General features: G+C 64.2%; 23 protein-coding genes. 16 read left to right on the top strand and 7 right to left on the bottom strand.

Going from position 1 to position 18,729, the window contains the following annotated elements; all coding sequences use genetic code 11:
* Nucleotides 1-45 precede the first annotated feature (45 nt).
* Nucleotides 46-852, top strand: coding sequence for an enoyl-CoA hydratase/isomerase family protein (locus ACVMB1_RS13410; RefSeq protein ID WP_310884687.1), 807 nt, complete (start codon nt 46-48; stop codon nt 850-852).
* 256 nt (nt 853-1,108) lie between these two features.
* Here ACVMB1_RS13410 and ACVMB1_RS13405 read toward each other — a convergent pair whose 3' ends face one another.
* From ACVMB1_RS13405 to ACVMB1_RS13390, 4 genes are all read right to left on the bottom strand, one after another.
* Complete coding sequence (locus ACVMB1_RS13405) at nt 1,109-1,681, bottom strand: DUF6496 domain-containing protein (protein WP_310884688.1); 573 nt, start codon at nt 1,679-1,681, stop codon at nt 1,109-1,111.
* 42 nt (nt 1,682-1,723) lie between these two features.
* Entirely contained in the window at nt 1,724-2,908 is a 1,185-nt protein-coding gene (locus tag ACVMB1_RS13400) for an acetate/propionate family kinase (RefSeq protein ID WP_310884689.1), read from the bottom strand.
* 3 nt (nt 2,909-2,911) lie between these two features.
* Nucleotides 2,912-5,317, bottom strand: coding sequence for a phosphoketolase family protein (locus ACVMB1_RS13395; RefSeq protein WP_310884690.1), 2,406 nt, complete (start codon nt 5,315-5,317; stop codon nt 2,912-2,914).
* Nucleotides 5,318-5,730: 413 nt separating this feature from the next.
* Nucleotides 5,731-5,871, bottom strand: a complete 141-nt coding sequence (locus tag ACVMB1_RS13390; RefSeq protein ID WP_253608582.1) for a hypothetical protein — start codon at nt 5,869-5,871, stop codon at nt 5,731-5,733.
* Between the two features lie 107 nt (nt 5,872-5,978).
* Here ACVMB1_RS13390 and ACVMB1_RS13385 point away from each other — a divergent pair, with 107 nt between their 5' ends.
* The 3 genes from ACVMB1_RS13385 (at nt 5,979) to ACVMB1_RS13375 (ending at nt 7,185) form a co-directional block, all read left to right on the top strand.
* Nucleotides 5,979-6,326, top strand: a complete 348-nt coding sequence (locus tag ACVMB1_RS13385; protein ID WP_057018642.1) for a response regulator — start codon at nt 5,979-5,981, stop codon at nt 6,324-6,326.
* Nucleotides 6,327-6,599: 273 nt separating this feature from the next.
* On the top strand, nt 6,600-6,797 hold the full coding sequence (locus ACVMB1_RS13380; protein ID WP_057018643.1) for a hypothetical protein: 198 nt from the start codon (nt 6,600-6,602) through the stop codon (nt 6,795-6,797).
* 208 nt (nt 6,798-7,005) lie between these two features.
* On the top strand, nt 7,006-7,185 hold the full coding sequence (locus ACVMB1_RS13375; RefSeq protein ID WP_076828803.1) for a hypothetical protein: 180 nt from the start codon (nt 7,006-7,008) through the stop codon (nt 7,183-7,185).
* 49 nt (nt 7,186-7,234) lie between these two features.
* On the opposite strand, the gene ACVMB1_RS13370 is transcribed toward ACVMB1_RS13375, so the two are convergent.
* The 3 genes from ACVMB1_RS13370 to ACVMB1_RS13360 all read right to left on the bottom strand — a co-directional run bounded on the left by ACVMB1_RS13370 (nt 7,235) and on the right by ACVMB1_RS13360 (nt 8,301).
* The gene (locus ACVMB1_RS13370; RefSeq protein WP_310884691.1) at nt 7,235-7,456 is read right to left on the bottom strand and encodes a hypothetical protein; all 222 of its coding nucleotides are present in this window, start codon (nt 7,454-7,456) and stop codon (nt 7,235-7,237) included.
* Nucleotides 7,457-7,494: 38 nt separating this feature from the next.
* Entirely contained in the window at nt 7,495-7,674 is a 180-nt protein-coding gene (locus tag ACVMB1_RS13365) for a hypothetical protein (RefSeq protein ID WP_229192086.1), read from the bottom strand.
* A gap of 87 nt (nt 7,675-7,761) precedes the next feature.
* The gene (locus ACVMB1_RS13360; RefSeq protein ID WP_456814415.1) at nt 7,762-8,301 is read right to left on the bottom strand and encodes a response regulator; all 540 of its coding nucleotides are present in this window, start codon (nt 8,299-8,301) and stop codon (nt 7,762-7,764) included.
* Between ACVMB1_RS13360 and ACVMB1_RS13355 the strand changes: the two genes are divergently transcribed.
* The 12 genes from ACVMB1_RS13355 (at nt 8,276) to ACVMB1_RS13300 (ending at nt 18,725) form a co-directional block, all read left to right on the top strand.
* A complete protein-coding gene (locus tag ACVMB1_RS13355) occupies nt 8,276-9,286 on the top strand; it encodes a chemotaxis protein CheB (protein WP_057018645.1) in 1,011 nt (336 codons plus the stop codon). The genes ACVMB1_RS13360 and ACVMB1_RS13355 overlap by 26 nt on opposite strands.
* Nucleotides 9,286-9,555, top strand: a complete 270-nt coding sequence (locus tag ACVMB1_RS13350) for a hypothetical protein (protein WP_057018646.1) — start codon at nt 9,286-9,288, stop codon at nt 9,553-9,555. Before ACVMB1_RS13355 ends, ACVMB1_RS13350 begins: the two co-directional genes overlap by 1 nt.
* 364 nt (nt 9,556-9,919) lie before the next feature.
* Nucleotides 9,920-13,090, top strand: a complete 3,171-nt coding sequence (locus ACVMB1_RS13345; protein ID WP_076828809.1) for a CheR family methyltransferase — start codon at nt 9,920-9,922, stop codon at nt 13,088-13,090.
* Nucleotides 13,091-13,837, top strand: a complete 747-nt coding sequence (locus ACVMB1_RS13340) for a Crp/Fnr family transcriptional regulator (RefSeq protein WP_310884692.1) — start codon at nt 13,091-13,093, stop codon at nt 13,835-13,837.
* 303 nt (nt 13,838-14,140) lie between these two features.
* Entirely contained in the window at nt 14,141-14,341 is a 201-nt protein-coding gene (locus tag ACVMB1_RS13335) for a hypothetical protein (protein ID WP_028331978.1), read from the top strand.
* A gap of 357 nt (nt 14,342-14,698) precedes the next feature.
* Nucleotides 14,699-14,953, top strand: coding sequence for a hypothetical protein (locus ACVMB1_RS13330; protein WP_076828813.1), 255 nt, complete (start codon nt 14,699-14,701; stop codon nt 14,951-14,953).
* A gap of 245 nt (nt 14,954-15,198) precedes the next feature.
* Nucleotides 15,199-16,047, top strand: a complete 849-nt coding sequence (locus tag ACVMB1_RS13325; protein WP_076828815.1) for a hypothetical protein — start codon at nt 15,199-15,201, stop codon at nt 16,045-16,047.
* Nucleotides 16,048-16,080: 33 nt separating this feature from the next.
* Entirely contained in the window at nt 16,081-16,302 is a 222-nt protein-coding gene (locus ACVMB1_RS13320) for a hypothetical protein (protein ID WP_050385371.1), read from the top strand.
* Nucleotides 16,303-16,307: 5 nt separating this feature from the next.
* Nucleotides 16,308-16,751, top strand: coding sequence for a hypothetical protein (locus ACVMB1_RS13315; RefSeq protein WP_233475468.1), 444 nt, complete (start codon nt 16,308-16,310; stop codon nt 16,749-16,751).
* Between the two features lie 107 nt (nt 16,752-16,858).
* The gene (locus ACVMB1_RS13310; RefSeq protein ID WP_310884693.1) at nt 16,859-17,359 is read left to right on the top strand and encodes a hypothetical protein; all 501 of its coding nucleotides are present in this window, start codon (nt 16,859-16,861) and stop codon (nt 17,357-17,359) included.
* Between the two features lie 2 nt (nt 17,360-17,361).
* Nucleotides 17,362-18,447 (top strand): YihY/virulence factor BrkB family protein, encoded by a 1,086-nt coding sequence (locus ACVMB1_RS13305; protein ID WP_076828819.1) that lies wholly within the window; start codon nt 17,362-17,364, stop codon nt 18,445-18,447.
* Nucleotides 18,448-18,500: 53 nt separating this feature from the next.
* Nucleotides 18,501-18,725, top strand: a complete 225-nt coding sequence (locus ACVMB1_RS13300) for a hypothetical protein (protein ID WP_028331984.1) — start codon at nt 18,501-18,503, stop codon at nt 18,723-18,725.
* Nucleotides 18,726-18,729: the final 4 nt, after the last annotated feature.

The raw sequence follows: 18,729 nt of genomic DNA, 5'->3' as shown, positions 1-18,729 counted from the left end.
ATGTCGAGGCAGGCAGTACACAAGAATGCGAGCGGGGAGGTATGCGTGGTTGACTATGTGACGATCGAGAAAGGCCTCGGGCCGGAGGGCCGCATCGCCGTGGTGCGGTTCGACCGCGGCGACGGTATCAACGCGCTGTCGCCGGAGGCGCTGCGGCAGCTGACCGACGCGGCGCGCAGTTTCGAGGACGATAGCGAGACCTCGGTGGTGGTGCTGACCGGCGGCGCCAAATCGTTCAGCGCCGGCTTCGACCTCAAGGACGCCGAGGGGCGTTCTCGCCAGACCATGGACATGGGCACGCTGCGCCGGCACCTGAAGCTCGGGCCGCGGCTGACGCGCGCCTGGCAGGACATGGAGCAGGTCACGATCGGCGCGATCGAGGGGTTTTGCGTCGGCGGCGGCGTGGCACTCGCGGTCGCGCTGGATTTCCGCGTCATGGCGCGCGACGCGCATATACGGGTGCCGGAAATCGCGCTCGGCATGAACATGAGCTGGCAGAGCGTGCCGCGCATGCTGCATCTGATGGGACCGGCGCGCACCAAGCAGGCTGTGATCCTGGCCGACGACCGGATCTCGGCCGAGGAGGCCTACGAGTGGGGCCTGGTGGAGCAGGTGACCGATCCTGGAAAGTCATATGACGCCGCGATGGCGCTCGCGGCCAAGGTCGCCGCCCAGCCGCCGATCTCGGTCGCGATGACCAAGCTGACGGTCAACCGGCTCGCGCATGCGCTCGACGATCTCGCCAGCCACATGGACCTCGACCAGTTCGCGCTGGCGAGCCTGACCGAGGATCACAAGGAAGGCGTCGCGGCCTTCCTCGGACGGCGGAAGCCGCGCTTCAAGGGGCGCTGATGCGTGTCGTTCAAGAGCCTTTCCAAGCTTCGGATCCAGGCTTCGGAATGGCGAAGGCCCTGACGCCGGGCCGGTGCGTCAGGGCCTTTGCGGTGCGGAGACGACCCCAGCACCTTTGCGGGCCCTGGGGCCGACGCTGGGGTCATCCGCCTGCACCGTTGTCTAGACCGAGCCGGCAGCGCGCACCATGCGCCCATCACCGGCATCCGCATTTGCCTATGTGAATCGCGATCGTCGTCCTCTCGGACCGCCGGGCTTACTTTCGCCGCCGCGCTCTGGTGCGGGCTGCTTTCTTTGCTGCGGCCGAACGAACGGCCGATCCCTTGGTTTTTGCCGCCTTGCGTGCCGCGGCCGAGCGGGCCGATGCAGAACGCCGCGAGGCCGCGCGCCGCGTTTGTTGCGACAGCGCCGTGTGCGACGCCGCGCTGCGCGATTCCCGTTTCAGGACGTTGGACACCGCTCGCGAGACGCGCGGCCTGCGTCTGGTCTTTCGTTTGCCCTGGCCCGCCTCATAGGCGTACTCCGCGCTCTTGCGGGTGGTCGCCTTGGCCGCGCCTTTCTTGGGTGGACGGAGCGGAACGCCCGCGCGCCTCGCCTTCGACAGGCCGATTGCAATGGCCTGTTTGGAAGATCGCGCTCCGTGCTTGCCGCGGCGAACCTTGCGAATTTCCTCGTGCACGAACTCGCCCGCCTGGGTGGTCGTCGACCTTCCCGCGCGCCGGTCCTGTCTGGCCTTTTGCATCGTCTTTCGTTCCGGCATCATCGTTCTCCCGTTGCCGATTTCGGTTTCCGGGACATCAACGTCCGGCTCAAGCAAACGGTCCTTCAAGCATCGATTTAGCCACGGCCGCAGGAGCGCCTCTCGTCGATCCTAGGTTCCCGGGATCAAGGCTGCGCAGTGGCGAGCGATCATTGCTTCCTCGTTTGTCGCCATGACGAGCACGTCCACCGAACTGTCCGTGCCAGCAATGTGCAGCTCTGCCGCGGCGTTGGCGCATGGATCGAGCTCAACACCCAGCCATCGCAGGCGTTCGCAGACCTGGCTGCGAACCTCGCCCGCGTGCTCGCCGATACCGCCGGTGAACACCAGGCATTCCAGTCCGCCCAGCGTGCCAGCCATCGCGACGACCTGCTGCGCGATGCGGAACGTGAAGAGATCAACCGCTTCCTTCGCGGCTGGCTCCTGGCTGGCGAGCAGGACACGCATGTCGGAGGAGATGCCCGAAACGCCGAGCAGCCCCGATTGGTGATAAAGCAGCTGCTCAAGGTCGTCGACCGACATGCCGTTCTGCTGCTGGAGGTAAAGCAGAACGCCCGGATCGATCGTGCCGCAACGGGTCCCCATGACCAGGCCGTCGAGCGGCGTCAGACCCATCGTGGTGTCGATGCTCCGGCCGTTGCGCATGGCGCAGAGGCTCGCGCCATTGCCGAGATGCGCCACCACGGTGCGCTTTGCGGAAAACTCCGGCGAGATGTCGGCAAGGCGGCCTGCGACATATTCAAAGGAGAGCCCATGAAAGCCGTAGCGCCGAATGCCGGCGCGTTCGAGATGTCTCGGGATCGCAAACCGATTGACGGGCGGCGCGAGGCCATGATGGAACGACGTGTCGAAGCATGCGACCTGCATCAGTTCCGGCCGGATCGCGCTGATTGCCCGGATTGGCGTCAGGCAGCGAGGCTGATGCAACGGCGCCAGCGGGGTGAGGGCGTCGAGGACGGCAAGCACCGTCCGGTTGACTTCGACCGGTCGCGAAAATTCGCGGCCGCCATGTACGACGCGATGCCCGACGGCACGCAGCCGCTGGCCGAGATGATGTTCGATCCGTGCCAGGACGTCGGCGAACAGCCGATCGGGCGACGCATCTGGTTCGGCTTGCTCCAACGCGAACGACGCGCGGCCGGCCGGGTCGGTGAAGACCAATCGCGACGCGCCCTCGTGCTCGTCGACCTGTGCCTTGCAGAGCAGCGCGGGATCGGTATGCGAAGCATCGAAAACGCCGAACTTGATGCTCGACGAGCCGGAGTTGACGACCAGAACCGCATCGGACGTCGGCATGGCTCAACCGCCCGCAGGTGTGGCGCCGCCAGTGCCGTTCGGCCAGACCCAGTCTCGAACCTCCGGCATGTCCTCGCCATGTTCGCGCACATATCGCGCATGCGCGATCAAGGCGTTCCGGTATCCTTGCTTGATCTGTGCGGCCTTGGTGGCGAGCCCCGGCACGCGCTCGATCACCTCGATCGCGAGATGATAGCGGTCTAATCCATTGAGAACGACCATGTCGAAAGGTGTGGTCGTCGTGCCTTCCTCGACAAAGCCGCGCACATGCATGTTGTCGTGATTGGCCCGGCCATAGGTGAGTCGGTGGATGAGATAAGGGTAGCCGTGGTAGGCAAAGATGACGGGGCGATCGCGCGTGAACAGGCTGTCGAAGTCGCGATCGCTGAGGCCATGAGGGTGCTGTTGCCTCGGCTGCAGCGTCATCAGGTCGACGACGTTGACCACGCGGATCTTGAGGTCGGGGAGGGCCTTGTGCAGCAGATCAACGGCGGCGAGCGTCTCCAGCGTCGGAACGTCACCCGCGCAAGCCATCACGACATCGGGCTCGCTTGTGGCATCTCCGGTTCCGGCCCACGTCCAGATGCCAATGCCGGCGTCGCAATGGGTGGCGGCGTCCTGCATCGAAAGCCATTGCGCGGACGGTTGTTTGCCGGCGACAATGACATTGATCCGATCGTAGGTCCGCAGGCAGTGATCGGCGACCCATAGCAGCGTGTTGGCGTCGGGCGGGAAATAGACACGGACGATGTCGGCCTTCTTGTTGGTGACCAGATCGACAAAGCCGGGATCCTGGTGGCTGAAACCGTTGTGATCCTGGCGCCAGACATGCGACGTCAGCAGATAGTTGAGCGAGGCGATCGGACGCCGCCAGGCCAATTGGCGCGAGACCTTCAGCCATTTGGCGTGCTGGTTGAACATCGAATCCACGATGTGGATGAACGCTTCATAGCAGGAGAAGAAGCCATGGCGTCCGGTCAATAGATAGCCCTCCAGCCAGCCCTGGCAGAGGTGCTCGCTGAGGACCTCCATGACACGGCCGTCTTGAGCGAGATGGACATCATACGGCTCGGTCGGCTCCATCCAGACCCGGTCTGTGGCTTCGAATACGGCATCCAACCGGTTCGATGAGGTTTCGTCGGGTCCCATGATGCGGAAATTGCCGGCATCGGCATTCAGCTTGAGGACATCGCGCAGGTATTTTCCAAGTTCGTGGGTCGCTGCGGCGATCGCCTGACCCGGCTGCTTCACGTCGACGGCAAATGCGCGGTAGTCCGGCAGCCGGAGCTCACGTTTCAGAAGGCCGCCATTGGCATGCGGATTAGCGCCCATCCGGCGGTTCGCGGTCGGGGCGAGGGCCTGGAGCTCCGGGATCAGCGCACCGTCCTTGTCGAACAGGTCCTCGGGATGATAGCTGCGCATCCAGTCTTCAAGCAGCCTGAGATGCTCGGGGTTGTCGCGGACTTGCGCGATCGGCACCTGGTGCGCGCGCCAAAAGCCCTCGACTTTGAGCCCGTCGACCTCCTTCGGACCGGTCCAGCCCTTCGGACTGCGCAGCACGATCATCGGCCAGCGTGGCTGCTCCGATCGTTTGCCGCCGCGCGCCTCGGTCTGGATCTTGTGAATGGCTGCAAGCGCCTCATCCAGGGCAGCGGCCATGGCGCGATGCATCGGCATCGGATCGTCGCCCTCGACGAATAGCGGCTCATGTCCGTAGCCGCGAAAGAGGCTGCGGATTTCCTCGTCGCCCATCCGCCCGAGCAGCGTCGGATTGGCGATCTTGTAGCCGTTGAGATGCAGGATCGGCAGCACCGCGCCGTCACGCGCGGGATTCAGGAACTTGTTCGAGTGCCACGATGCAGCGAGCGGACCGGTTTCCGCCTCGCCGTCGCCGACGACGCAGGCCACGATCAGATCGGGATTGTCGAATGCCGCGCCATAGGCGTGGACCAGCGAATAGCCGAGTTCGCCACCCTCATGGATGGAGCCGGGCGTTTCCGGTGCTGCGTGGCTTGGGATACCGCCGGGGAAGGAAAACTGCCGGAACAGTTTGCGCAGACCGTCCATGTCTCGGCCGACATCGGGATAGATCTCGCTATAGGTGCCTTCGAGATATGTGTTCGCCACCATGCCCGGACCGCCGTGTCCCGGACCGCAAATGTAGATGACGCTGAGATCGAGCGCGCGAATGACCCGGTTGAGATGGGCATAGACGAAATTCAGGCCCGGCGTGGTGCCCCAATGGCCGAGCAGGCGGGGCTTGATGTGTTCCTTGCGCAGCGGCTCGCCGAGCAGCGGATTGTCGAGAAGATAGATTTGCCCGACCGAAAGGTAATTGGCGGCGCGCCAGTAGCGGTCGAGCAGGTCGAGATTGCCGGCGGTCGTTCTTTGTTCGATGGTTGCTTTCATGGAGCCAACTCCTCCCCAAAACTATCACAACAGCTACAGGTTGATCCGCCGGTGATGATCGTGCTCGACTGATGGCGGGGCCGGGCGGGACGTCGGGCAGCGATAGCGGCGGCGGTTCTTGGCTGCGGTTCTTGGCTGATGCATTGCGTTCGCCGGCTCCAACCGCAGGCGCCGACCCTCGTTCCTTCGTTTGCCGCCTTGGAGCCGCGCACCCGCACACCCTAGCGGTGACGGCGACTGGTTTGTTCTTCGGCATCGGCAAACGAGCCATCTCCGGGCGGGATCACCGGTCTCTCATATGTAAATGCCGGAACCAGGCAGAGAGATGACAAGCGGCAGCGACTGATGTTTCGACCGCGATTCGATATCCGCCATAGTCAGCCGAAGGTGCAGTTGATGAATCTCATCGACCGCTACTTTTTCGCCGCAACGATCACTGTGACAATTGTACTCTGGCTGTACGTCGGGTTGCTGGTGGCCGGTAGCTGACGGCGCGCGCCTGGAAAATCGGGACCACCCTCCGCCTTGAATTCCCGCTCTTTGAAATGGGCCATGACCGCTGTCCTAACGGTGCGCGGAACGACGCGGCTGGGAAACCCAACCGGCGGGAGAACGTTAACGCCTCGATCATCCGCGAAGATCAACTGGCAGAGGTACTGCTATGCGTACGATCTTGATCGTGGAGGACGAGTATTTCATTGCCGATGACTGTGCCACGCTGGCACGACAGGCCGGCTATCACGTCGTCGGCCCGTTCGCTTCGATCGACGAAGCCCGCCCGCACGCGTCCGGAGCGTCCGGCGCGCTGATCGACATCAACGTCAATGGAACCTCGTCCTACAAGTTGATCGACACCCTGCTTGCGATGGGAACACCGGTCACCCTGTATACCGGCTACGACCCCAGCACGCTGCCCGAGAAGTATGCGCACCTCCCCGTGGTAACCAAGCCGCGCGGGTGTGCGGAGGCTCTCGGGATCTTGTGCAAGCAGATGAGCGTCGCCGAATAGCCGGCGAGCTCAACGCAGATCGGTGCACGCGCCGCGGGCTGGCCGCGTCCGATCCGGCAGGACGCCGTAGGAACTGTTTTGCTGAGTTGCCCGTCGGCGCCTGTCGCTTGGCCGAATGCCATCTCCGGCGCCTCGGGCTTCCGGCACAGCACTTCGTTGGCAACTTTCCTGGTCGAGGTTTGTTGTCTCCTCATCACCGGCCAAGGCTCTGCCCGTAGGCGTCGGTGGCTGAGAGACCGATTGTGCTCCCGCCTGCATAACAGGGAGTACGTCATGCCCATCGAGCGGCAAATCTATCGTCTTTCCAATTACCGTGATCTCGACGATACCGAGCGGATGATCCGGGTCGTCGAGCACGCGCGCAAGCTCCTCGCCGAAAGCCGCGCCAGCACGTTTCTGGGCCGCAAGACGCAGGAACCCTTCCCGCAGGCGGAAAGCCAATATGGAATCCTGAATCCTGACCTGTGTTGAGCTTTCGCACCTTGCGGAGGCGGAACCATGCTGGGTCACCCCCGCCAGGGAGCAGGCCATGAAGCGGCGCATCGACGCTGGCGACGACCGCGTTCGAACAATCTTCGATGTCTCATGAGATACGTTTGTCGCACTGCCTCGGAGCAAACCCGCTTCGGACTTATCACATGACAGGGCGGCGGCAGCGATCGGGTGACATGTTTCGTCGATGATCGATCCCCTGTTCGCCCGCGCTCAGCTTGCCATCGAAGAAAGTCTCACTTTGCGCGCACAGAAGCGATCGCTCGCGGATCAGCGAGACGATCAGCTCGCCGAGTTGCGGCAATCGGTGCGTAATTCCGCGAGCACGCGCATGGAGATCAAAGCCCACCGCGACAACAGTACGTAAGGCTTTCGCTGGCGGGGGCGTGCAATATCCCTATCGGTCGACAGGCCGACTAGCGGGCTTTGATGAAGCGTTCGAGATGCATGGAGAATTCGTAGCTCAGCGCCAATTGTCGCCAGGACCTGGCCAGCAACTCGTAATCCTTGCGCGTCCTTTCGACGCCGGACGTCGCGGCCAGACGGTCGGCCTCGTCGGCCAGTTGCCGGCATTCCGCGATCCGATCCGTTGAATCGTGCAGTGTCGTTGTCCTTCCTGAAAACGATGGAGGATGCATCACGCCGCCGGTTCACCGGAGATCGCGGACCGAGACAATCAGACAATATGAGCGTCACCCGGCCTCAAGGTCCTGAGCTGCGCGACGACGAGGCGCAACTCGTTTGCCAATTGGGCGTTACGGATGCGGGTTTCCGTGACGGTCGAGAGGTCGGCGATCAGCGCGCTCTCTGCGGCCGTCTGCTCCAGCAGCTCGATACGTCTTTCGATCTCGGTCATTACGCACCCCCCGTCCGATATCGTGACCGGGGTATCGTGAGGCCCTCTGCAGACCTCCGCACTAACATTTGCAAATGCTCGAGCGGATTATTCGTGTCCGGCAGCATCATTGCCGCGCAGGATCATGCCGGCGAGCCCGTGCGCCATGGCGCGATGATCGAACGGCTTCTCCCACAATGGAACGTCCGCGAATTCGCTGCTCAGCACGATCTTGTCGTATCCCGAGGTGAACACCATCGGCACGCCGCGCGCCTGCAGCTCGCGCGCGACCGGATAGATCATCTGCTTGCGGATGTTTACATCGAGCACCGCTCCATCGATCACGCCGCCGTCTTGAAGGATACGAAGCGCATCGTCGATGTCACCGGCCGGCCCGACGATATCAGCACCGAGCGCACGCAGCGCGCTGCGCATGTCGTCGGCAAGGAAATATTCGTCTTCGACAATCAGGACGCGCCGTCCGGTCAGGAGAGGGCGTTCGCGCAAAGGTGCAAATTCAGACATGTCGATTCGGGCCGTACCCGGTGTGATGTCGTCGCAAAATTGGAACATAAGCCGAATGCTCGCCTTGTTGTAAACAATATTGGAAAAGGCAGGTTCCATGTCCAATCGGGACATCATCGTCATCGGCGGTTCGGCTGGGGCGACTGCACCGTTGAAGGAGATTCTGGGCCGGCTGCCGGTGGATCTGCCGGCCGCGGTCTTCATCGTATTGCACATACCGTCTCACGGCATCGGCATTCTCTCCACGGTCGCGAGCGCAGCCGGCAAGCTGCCGGTCCGGCAGGCGGAAAGCGGCATGGTCATCGAAAATGGTCACGTCTATCTGGCGGCGCCGGACCACCATCTGCTGATCCAGAACGGCCACCTGATGCTCGGCCGCGGGCCACGCGAAAATCTGGTCCGGCCGGCGATCGACGCGCTGTTTCGCTCGGCCGCACTGCACTATGGACCGCGCGTGATTGGCGTTGTGCTCAGCGGCCTGCTGTCCGACGGCGCGGCGGGCCTGAACGCGATCAAGCGCTGCGGTGGGGTCGCACTGGTTCAGGAGCCCCAGGACGCTATTTCCGATGAAATGCCGCTCAGGGCATTGGAAGCGACCACGGTTGACCTCTGTATCCCGGGTGCACGGCTTGGCGATGTGCTGTCCGATCTGGTCCGGGAGCGGCCCGGCGCGATCCTGCCGATTCCGCCGGAGATCGTGCTGGAGGTGAAAATTGCGGCGGGCGAGCGCGTCGGCAGCGATACGCTGGTCGAGATTGCCGATCCCGCGCCGCTGACCTGTCCGGGGTGCGGCGGCGTCCTTTCCGAGCTCAAGGTCGGGCACCCGCTGCGATTCCGCTGTCAGGTCGGTCACGCCTATACGGCCGACGCGCTTGCCAAGGAGCAGGAGGGCCGGGTTGACGAGGCGCTTCGGGTCGCACTCCGCATCATCGAGGAGCGCGCCGAACTGGTGCACCGGATGGCCGAGGACGGCCGCCAGAGCGGTCGCCCGGCGGTCGCGCAAATGTATGACGCGCGCGCCGCTGAATATCGCGAATACGCCGATATGATCCGGCGAGTCATGCTACAATCGCTCGATCCGAAGCGACCGGTGCGGAAGGAACCGTGATGGCCAGCGCTGAGCATGCGAACTGGGCCGAACAGCTGCGGTCCGAACGTGCGCTGCTGGTCAAGGCGGACGTCGATATCGAGGAGGGCTGGAGGCGGCTGCGCGGCCAGCAGGATCTGCTGGATTGGCTGCAACGGGCCGGTCACGACACTGTGCAAGCCGAGCGGCTGGTCGGCTTGCTCAAGCAGACCTTGATCGAGTGGGAGCGGCATCGAACCCTGATCGTGCAGCGGGTCGCATATCTCGAGGAGCGGGTGACATCGCACTAGCGCCCGGGAGGAGGATCGGGGATGCGCCTCTGCGCCCTGAACTCCGCTCCGAGTTCGAACATGTGGTCAAACTGCTGGAGGACGCGCTGGCGCCAGAGGTCATTCTCGTCGATGAGGCGATGGGCTTCTGCGGTCGCCCGTTCCGCGCGCCTGATCAGGGCTGTGAGCTCTCCGGATCCATCTATCGTCGGGTCGCCTTCCATCACCTAACTATGACCCTTCCGGTTTTGGAGGGCAATCGATCCCGGAGTCGAGGTTCCCGGGAGGTTGGAGAATTCCTACCTATCCCGTTGGGATAGGACTAAACTCTGCTATCAAAAGACGCGGGCGAGACGCCAGCAGGAGAATGAGAGCCGCTGCAATCATGGATGATGTTGGCCAATCCCAGAGCGGAGACGAAGAGCGCCAGTCCAAGGCGCCGCTGATCATAGGTGTGGGCGCGTCCGCTGGCACCCTCGACAGCATCGAGCGGTTCTTCTCGAAGCTGAGGCTCAATCCGGACCAGGCCGTCGTGCTCGTGTTGCAGTACCGGGATGCCATCGAGGACACCCGGTTGCGCGAAGCGTTGCAGCGATCGGAAGGCGCCCGGCTGTCCGAGATCAGCGACGGACAGCTCGTCGAGGGTGGCACGATCCATCTGTGTCCGTCCGACATGATCACCACCGTTCATGGCGACCGTTTCGCGGTCCGGCGCGCCGAGCAGGCGCGCGCCGAGCGGGCCACCATCGACAGTTTCCTGGTGTCGCTGGCGGAGGAGCGCGCCGAGGAATCGATCGGCGTGGTGCTGGCCGGCACCGGTGGCGACGGCACGCTCGGGGTCGCGACCCTGAAGGATCATGGCGGCCTGGCGATCGCCGAGCGCATCGGGGATGGCGAACCCGATCCGCACGCCGAAGGCAATTCGGCCGTCGCGATCGCGGATTTTGTGCTGCCGCCCGAGGCCATTCCCGAGCATATCGACGTCTATGCCCGCCACCTGCGCCGGCTCGAGGAGAAGCAGGGGTTCGACGAGGTGCTGGCCGCGGCGGCAACCTCGCTTGCGCGCATTGCGGATATCCTTCGCAACAAGACCGGCAACGATTTCCACGGCTACAAGCAGAACACCTTCCTGCGCCGCGTCCAGCGCCGCATGCAGGTGGTGCAGATCGACGATATCTCTGCCTATGTCGATTTCCTGAGAAACGACAAGGACGAGGCGCAACATCTGTTCAACGACCTCCTGATCGGCGTCACGGAATTCTTCCGCGACAAGAAGGAGTTCGATGTCCTGGAAACCCAGATCATCCCGAAGATCTTCGAAGGGAAGGGCGTCGGCCAGCAGGTGCGTGTCTGGGTGCTTGGCTGCGCGACCGGCGAAGAGGCCTATTCGATCGGCATCCTGCTGCGCGAGCATATGGCCGGTCTCGACTCGGTGCCGCAGGTGCAGATCTTCGCGACTGACATCGACGGGCGCGCGCTCGCCGCCGCGCGCGTCGGGCGCTATCGCACCAGCATCGAGAACGATATGACGCCGGAACGGCTGGCGCGCTGGTTCGTGCGCGAAGGCGACACCTACTGCGTCGTCAAGGAGCTGCGCGAGATGTGCATTTTCTCGCAGCACAACGTCATCAAGGACGCGCCGTTCTCCAAGCTCGATCTGATCTCGTGCCGCAACCTCCTGATCTATCTCAATGCCGAGCTGCAGAACCGCGTCATTCCGCTGTTCCATTTTGCGCTGCTGCCGGACCGGTACCTGTTTCTCGGCAATTCCGAGAACGTCACGCGGCATCCGAAGCTGTTCGCGCCGGTCGACCGGCGCGCACGCATCTTCAAGAAGCTCGAGACCGGGACGCGGCTGCCGCCGGAATTCCCGATCACGACGGCGGCCGGGCGAGCCGCGATCGACATACCACCGGTCCGCTCCATCGGCCCCGATGTCGGCCTCGAGCGCCGCGCCCAGCGCATCGCCGAGCGCTATGCGCCGGCCTATGTGATCACCGACGACCACTTTCACATCCTGCATTTCTCCGGCCGCACCGGCCGCTATATCGAGCCGACCGCAGGCACGGCGACCCTCGACCTGCTGCAACTCGTGCACCGCGACCTCAGACTTGAGCTGCGCACGGCGCTCAGCCGTGCCGCGGAAACCAACGAGGCCGCGCATGCCGAGCAGGTGCAACTCGGCGTCAACGGGCATCGCGTGCTGGTCGACATCACGGCCGAACCAATTCTCGACGGCCCTGCGGGTCACCGCAATTTCGTCGTGCTGTTCAAGGATGGGCCGATCCGCCCTGTGGATCGCGCCGAAACCAATCCCAACGTTCTGGTCAGGACCGAGCATGTCGAGCGGCTGGAGAGCGAGCTGCGCGCCACCCGCGAGCGGTTGCAGGCCACGATCGAGGAGCTCGAAAGCACCAATGAGGAACTGAAATCCTCCAACGAGGAGTATCAATCGCTCAATGAGGAGCTGCAATCCGCCAACGAGGAACTGGAGACCTCGCGCGAGGAATTGCAGTCGGTCAACGAGGAGCTGACGACCGTCAACGGCGAGCTGGCGCATCGCGTTCAGGAATTGACCCGCGCCACCAGCGACCTGAAGAATTTCCTCGAGAGCACGCAGATCGCGACCGTGTTCCTGGACAACGATCTGAAGGTGATGAACTTCACGCCGGCGATCACGCATTTGCTGCATCTGGTCGAGACCGATGTCGGCCGCCCGATCGCGCATATCAAGGCGCGCATCCCGATCGAGGAGCTCTACGACGATGTGCGGCGCGTGCTGCGGACGCTAGCCAGCGCCGAGCGCGAGCTGACCGCGCCCGACAGCGGCACGCGCTATATCGTGCGCATCCTGCCGTACCGCAGCATCGACAATTTCATCGCCGGCGTCGTGATCACCTTCATCGACGTCACCGCGATCACGCGGGCCGAGGAGCGGCAGCGGCTGCTACTTGCCGAGCTGCAGCATCGCGTGCGCAACACGCTCGGCGTGGTCCGCTCGATCGCGCGCCGCTCGGCCGAGACCAGCGCGAACGTCGAGGACTACGCATCGCATCTCGACGGCCGGCTCAACGCCTTCGCGCGGACCCAGTCGCTGGTGACCCGCGATCCGGAAGGCGGCGTCGACCTCGAATATCTCGTGGTCGAGGAATTGCTTGCGTACAACGCGAAGGAAGGCGAGCAACTGAAGGTCGCAGGTCCCAGGATCCGGCTCCAGCCCAAGGCCGCGGAGACCTTCGCGCTGGCACTCCACGAGCTCGCAACCAATGCCTTGAAGTATGGCGCGCTGAGCGATACGGCCGGGCGCATCGACGTCTCATGGCGCATCGATGATGCGGCCGATCCGCGGCAACTGCTGTTCGACTGGCGCGAGCGCAACGGGCCCGCGGTGGCGCCGCCGCGCCGCAGGGGATTTGGATCCGATCTCCTGGAGCGGACGCTGGCGTTCGAGTTCAAGGGCAAGAGCACGCTCGAGTTCAATCCGTCGGGACTGCACTGCACGATCGCCATACCGATGAACCCGCAAGCCATCCATACGCCGAGCATGGGGAGCTAGATGCATCCCCCGATCCTCGAGGGAAATCTGGCGCAGCCGGTGATCCGGCGGCTCAATGCCCTGCGGCAATTGTCCGAACGCGGGATCGCGTTGCTGCAACAGGCGATCCAGGAAGGGCTGCATCGGGCCCGCCCGGGCGAAGACCTCGCCACCGAGGGCGATCCGGTCGAGAGCGTCAGGATCATCCTGTCGGGCTGGCTCTGCCGCTACAAGACGCTGCCGGACGGCCGCCGCCAGATCGTCAATTTCATCCTGCCGGGCGACAGCTGCGACGCCTGCGTTTATCTGCTGTCGGTGATGGATCATTCGATCGGCGCGCTGACCCCGGTCACCTATGCCGACATCAAGCGGCCGGCGTTCGAGCAACTGCTGGCGAGCGACCGTTCGCTGGAGGAGGCGCTGTTGTGCGAAACCATGGTGAACAGCGCGATCCAGCGGGAATGGACGGTCAATATCGGACGGCGCGTGGCGCTGGAGCGGGTCGCGCATCTGTTGTGCGAACTCCATGAGCGCCTGCTGCCGGTTGGAATGATCGACGGCGATTCCTGCCTGTTCCCGGTCACGCAGATGGATCTCGCCGATGCCACCGGCCTGTCGGTGGTCCACGTCAACAGGACGCTGCAGGAGCTGCGCGGCTCCGGCCTGATCGTGCTGCGCGACCGCATGCTGACGATCAACGACCTGAAGCTGCTCAAGGACACGGCGCTGTTTTCGGCCGACTATCTGCACACCAAGCGGCGCGGCTGAGACGCGGCAAGGCGGCTCTATGCTGCTCCCCCTGAAATCGCGACGGATGCCGGTGCGGCGGGCGCGCGAGGCGCCGCAGGCGTTCGCTGATGCGATCCTTGAAATGTCGCAGCGGGACTGACGCGGAGGCGCGTCATTTTGCAGAGCGCACTGACGATCTGAACATGACAGTGATTTGTCGCGACGAAGACAGCGCGACGGTCGGCCGCGCAAGATTTGGATACGGCTGTTAACATACTTGAACTCCTCTCGCGCGGTGTCGCGCTACGATGCAGTTCGATCCACGAGGGCAGGGAGGCAATCATGCTCGATGGAGAGACGGCCGCAGTGCTTCGCGCGGTGCTCGACGAGGTCTGCGGAGGCGTGCCGCGCTCGGATACGACGAAGCGGACCAACGTCGCCTCTGGATTGCTGCAGGCCATTCGCGAGGGACGCTCGTCAATCGATGAGCTGCGCATCGCAGGCCAGGCCGCGTTGCGCACCGCCCCGAGCATGTGGCGCTAGGCGGTCTGATCGGGCAATCGCAGCGGCACGATTGTGCGTCGCACATTTGCAGACGTTAGTGCCGGAACTGACTTCGACGCGCATGCTCTCGCGAGCTGACGCGCCGACCGGCCGTCAGCGCAACCAGGAGAACCCCGCTACGACCCCAGCTCTCCATCCCTGAGCTGGGGTCACTTGTGTCGAACAGGGAGTGGAGCCACAGCGATCGAGTAGAGCGTCGAGTGCCTCCTCGATCTCATCCTCCGGTCACGTCCAGCCGCCATGATGGTGAAGGAACGTTCAGGAAAGTTCCGATCCTGTTCCTGCAACATGCGCGGACGCCAGTCGTTATCACGGCGTACTAGAAAGGAGGATGCCATGACGAAGCTTACTTACGCTCTTGCCGCGGTTGCGGCACTCTCGATAGCGGCACCGACCGTTGCGAGCGCGCAGGGTGTGGGCATCTATGTCGGCCGCGACCACGGCTACTACAGCGATCGATATTATGGTGGTCCGCGCGTCGACGTATACCGGCATGACCGGGGCTGGCACCACGGCTGGTACAACCATCATCGCGACTACTACCGCGACCGCGGCTTCGTGATCCGTGGTCATGACTGGGACGACGACTAACGGTGTTGGTCGCACGTCGCGATCAGCAGATCGCGACGACCAATGAGGGCCTCGCTTCGGCGGGGCCCTTTTTTTTGGCCTGCCGCATCGCGCCGGTTCGTCCGCGTAGGAACCTTGGCTTCTCCACCAGATTGTCAGGACGGGAAGGACGGAGGAGGTTTTCATGAACCAGTTGATTTATCTGGTCGGACTGATCGTGGTCATTTTGGCGATATTGTCGTTCTTCGGGCTGCGGTAGGCGCGTCATGGATAACGAGCGAGGGCTTGCCGTGTCCGCCGCCAACAGGACCGGGCTTCGGCTGCAATGGAGTCCGGTCATCGCCGGCGCGCTGGCTGCGGCGGCGCTGTCGGTGATCCTGATCGGCTTCGGCGCTGCGGTCGGGTTGGGTGTCAGTTCAAGCTCGCCGTCATGGCGCGACGCATCAGCCGCGCTCGCGTTGCTGTCGGGGCTGTATCTGATCCTGCAGGCATTGGTGAGCTTCGGCGTCGGCGGCTACATCGCCGGCCGGGCCCAGCGCGTGATCGGCGCGACGCCATCCGACGAGATCGACAGCCGCGACGGGCTTCACGGCCTGACCGCCTGGGCGCTCGCCGTCATCCTCGGTGCTACGATCGTCGCGCTGGTTGGCCTGTCAACCGCGCGTCCGGTGGTTCAGAACCGGCCATCTGCGACGGCCGCGGAGCCGCTGCTGAGCGCCGAGCTCGACCGCCTGTACCGGTCAGTGCGGCGTCCGGCCAATCTCGATATCGGCTATGAGCGGGCAGAGGCCGGTCGCATCCTGCTGACGAGCTCCGGCCGCAGTGGCGTCAGCTCCGACGATCGCAGCTATCTGATCCAGCAGGTGGCGGCCGCGACCGGTCTGCCTGCTGCGGAGGCGGAGAAACGCGTCGACAGCGTGATGGGCGATGCCAGGACCGCCATCCAGCGGTCGCGACGCAGCGCAGTGATCTTGGCTTTCTCGGTTGCGGCGGCGTTGCTGTTCGGTGCGGTCGCCGCGTGGGCCGCGGCCGGCGCGGGTGGCCGTCACCGCGACGGCGCCGCGCTGCCGGAGTGGATGGGCGGCAGGCCGACGACGGCCGTGCCGATTGTCTGATGCAGTTGTGAATGTCCTTCAAGGGAGACGATGATGGCAACGATCTTGGTGATGGACCACTCCGGCGACACGAGACAGCAGTTCGACCCCGACAACAGTGAGCAGCTGGCCTGGGCGAATGCTCGCTTCACCCAGCTCACGTCGGACGGCTACACCGCCGCAATCCGGCAAGCGACCGGAGAGGCGAAGTTGGTCCGCGCGCTCGATCCGACCGCCGAGGAAACCCTGTTCTATCCGAGGCTGGTCGGCGGCTGACGCCAATGCTCGCCCGTCTGCGCGAGATGTCCCTGCGGTCCGTGCTCCGGCGCGCCGCCGGCACGCTGGGTGCGACGCTGGCCGCGATCTGGGATCGCTGGCAGGCCTATGAGCGAATTGAGGCGCGCGGACTTGCGCTGCTGTCCGCGTGGCTGTCACCCGAGCAGCGGGCGCAGTTCGAAAAGTATAAGCGCTTCGACGTCATCGGCTCGGACTCCGGCAAGCGATACCGGATTTGCTACGGCACCTCGACCAACGTCTATGAGATGGACGGCGGCGATCGTATCGTGCTCGGCTGGTGCTTCCGGCCCGTCGGCGCGCTGGCGGCGGGCGACGTGATGCTCGCCCAGAAGATCGCGCTCGAAACCGACGAGCGCGGGACGCTCATGGTCGCGAAGCCATTCCCGAGCTCCATGCCACCACGCGCAAATCTCCCTCCGGTCAGTTAGCGCTCGGTTCGCGCTGTCCCGCATGGCGCAAACTGTTGCGCGTTGCCGGGGAGGAACGTCGATCTTCCCGCCGGGTTGTCGGATGCCGACTTGCAATGGACCTCGTCATGCGCGTCAACACGTCGTCTTCGCTGAGCCTGATCTTCCGCTCCTACCTTGCGGACTTGCGACAATGGATGACGCGCCTGGTGACTGGCTACGCATTTGCGTGCAGCTTCATGCTGGCGGGTGCGGTCTCGCTTCTGATCGCGACCGGGATCGGGGTTGGCGCGGCTTTCCACGCCCTTGAAATGCATTACGGCATCTGGATCGCATATGCCGCGATCGGCGGTGCCTTTGTCCTCCTCGGGATCCTGGGGCTCGTCATGGGCCGCGTGCTGCTCGCGCGTCCTGCGCCGGCCGTGCCGCGCCCGGGCCGACAGGCCGACATGCTCAAGCGCGCGATCGCAGAGCCCGTCGCCGCGCGGCTGATCGCCACCACGCGGACGGGAGCAGGGGCGAGCGTAGATCCCACCACCCGCGCACTGGCCGCCGGAGCTGCAATCATGCTTGTCGGCTGGTTTGCTGCATCGCGCGCCCGGCGTCAGCGCGATGCGATCCAGGACTAGCGATGGGTACGCTGCGCAATTGGCCGAACGACCTGATGCTCGCCGGTGCAACGGCTCTGGCGACGTTGGCGATCGCCCGCCAGCTGTCCCGATCGGAGCGGCCGTCCGCTCGGGAGCAGGGCGTCGAACCCGCGCTGGCCGAAACGCAAGATCGTGGACGGCTCGCCGACACGCCGCTCGAGATTCCGACTGCCGGCTGGAAGGACATTCTGCTGCGCACCTATCAGCAGATCGACGAGGACCGTCTGCTGGCAACCGCGGCCGGCGTCGTGTTCTATGGCCTGCTCGCGATCTTCCCGGCGATCACCGCGCTGGTCTCGAGCTACGGCCTGTTCGCCGATCCGTCCACGATCTCATCGAACCTGCAGAGCCTGGCGTTGATGCTGCCGGAAGGCTCGTTTGCGATCGTCCAGGACCAGATCGCGCGCGTGCTCGCGAAGGGGACCTCGACGCTCGGCCTGACCTTTGCCGCCGGCCTGCTGATCGCGATCTGGAGCGCCAATGCCGGCATGAAGGCGATCTTCGATGCGCTCAACGTCGTCTACGACGAGAAGGAAAAGCGCAGCTTCGTCAAACTGAATCTGATGTCCCTCTCGTTCACGATCGCCGGGCTGATTTCCATCATACTGATGGTCGGAGCGGTGGTCGTCGTCCCGCTTCTGCTACAGCAGGTCGGACTGGGCACGACCGCCGAGCTCGTCATCCGGTTCGGACGGTGGCCGATCCTGGTGCTCCTGCTCCTCACCGCGCTCGCGGTGCTGTACCGCTATGGTCCGAGCCGAACCAGGCCGCGCTGGCAGTGGCTCAGCGTCGGCGCCGTCGCAGCGGCCGTGCTGTGGCTGGCCGGTTCGGTGCTGCTCTCCTGGTATCTGGCGAACTTCGGCGATTACAACGCGACCTATGGCTCGCTGGGGGCGGCCATCGGTCTGATGACGTGGATGTGGATGTCCGCCATCATCGTGCTGTGCGGGGCAGAGCTGAATTCAGAGATCGAGCATCAGACCATGCTCGATTCGACCGAGGGCCGCCGCAAGCCGCTCGGAGCGCGTGGCGCAACCATGGCCGACACGGTCGGCAGGGCGTCTTAGCCGGCGCAGACCCCGCAGCAGCGCACCCGGCAATGAGCATAGGAACCAACGGCATGACCCGCGCTTATGCCAAAATGGTTGAGATCAACGTGCTGGAAAAACCGATCGAGCGGATCAAGCAAACCTGCGAGCTGATGGGCATCGCGGACAGGTTCGACCGCGCGCTTCCCGAACTCGAGACCTTCCTCGAAGCCGAGATCGCGCAGGGCGAAGTCCGCGAGTCGAAGCTGACCCTTGATGGACTTTGCTACCTGCGCCAGCTGCTGGCGCAGGCGTGAGGTA

The sequence above is a fragment of the Bradyrhizobium sp. USDA 4504 genome (assembly GCF_054063995.1).
Note: the sequence above shows the minus strand (reverse complement) of the source record. Positions and strands in the feature narration are given on the sequence as shown.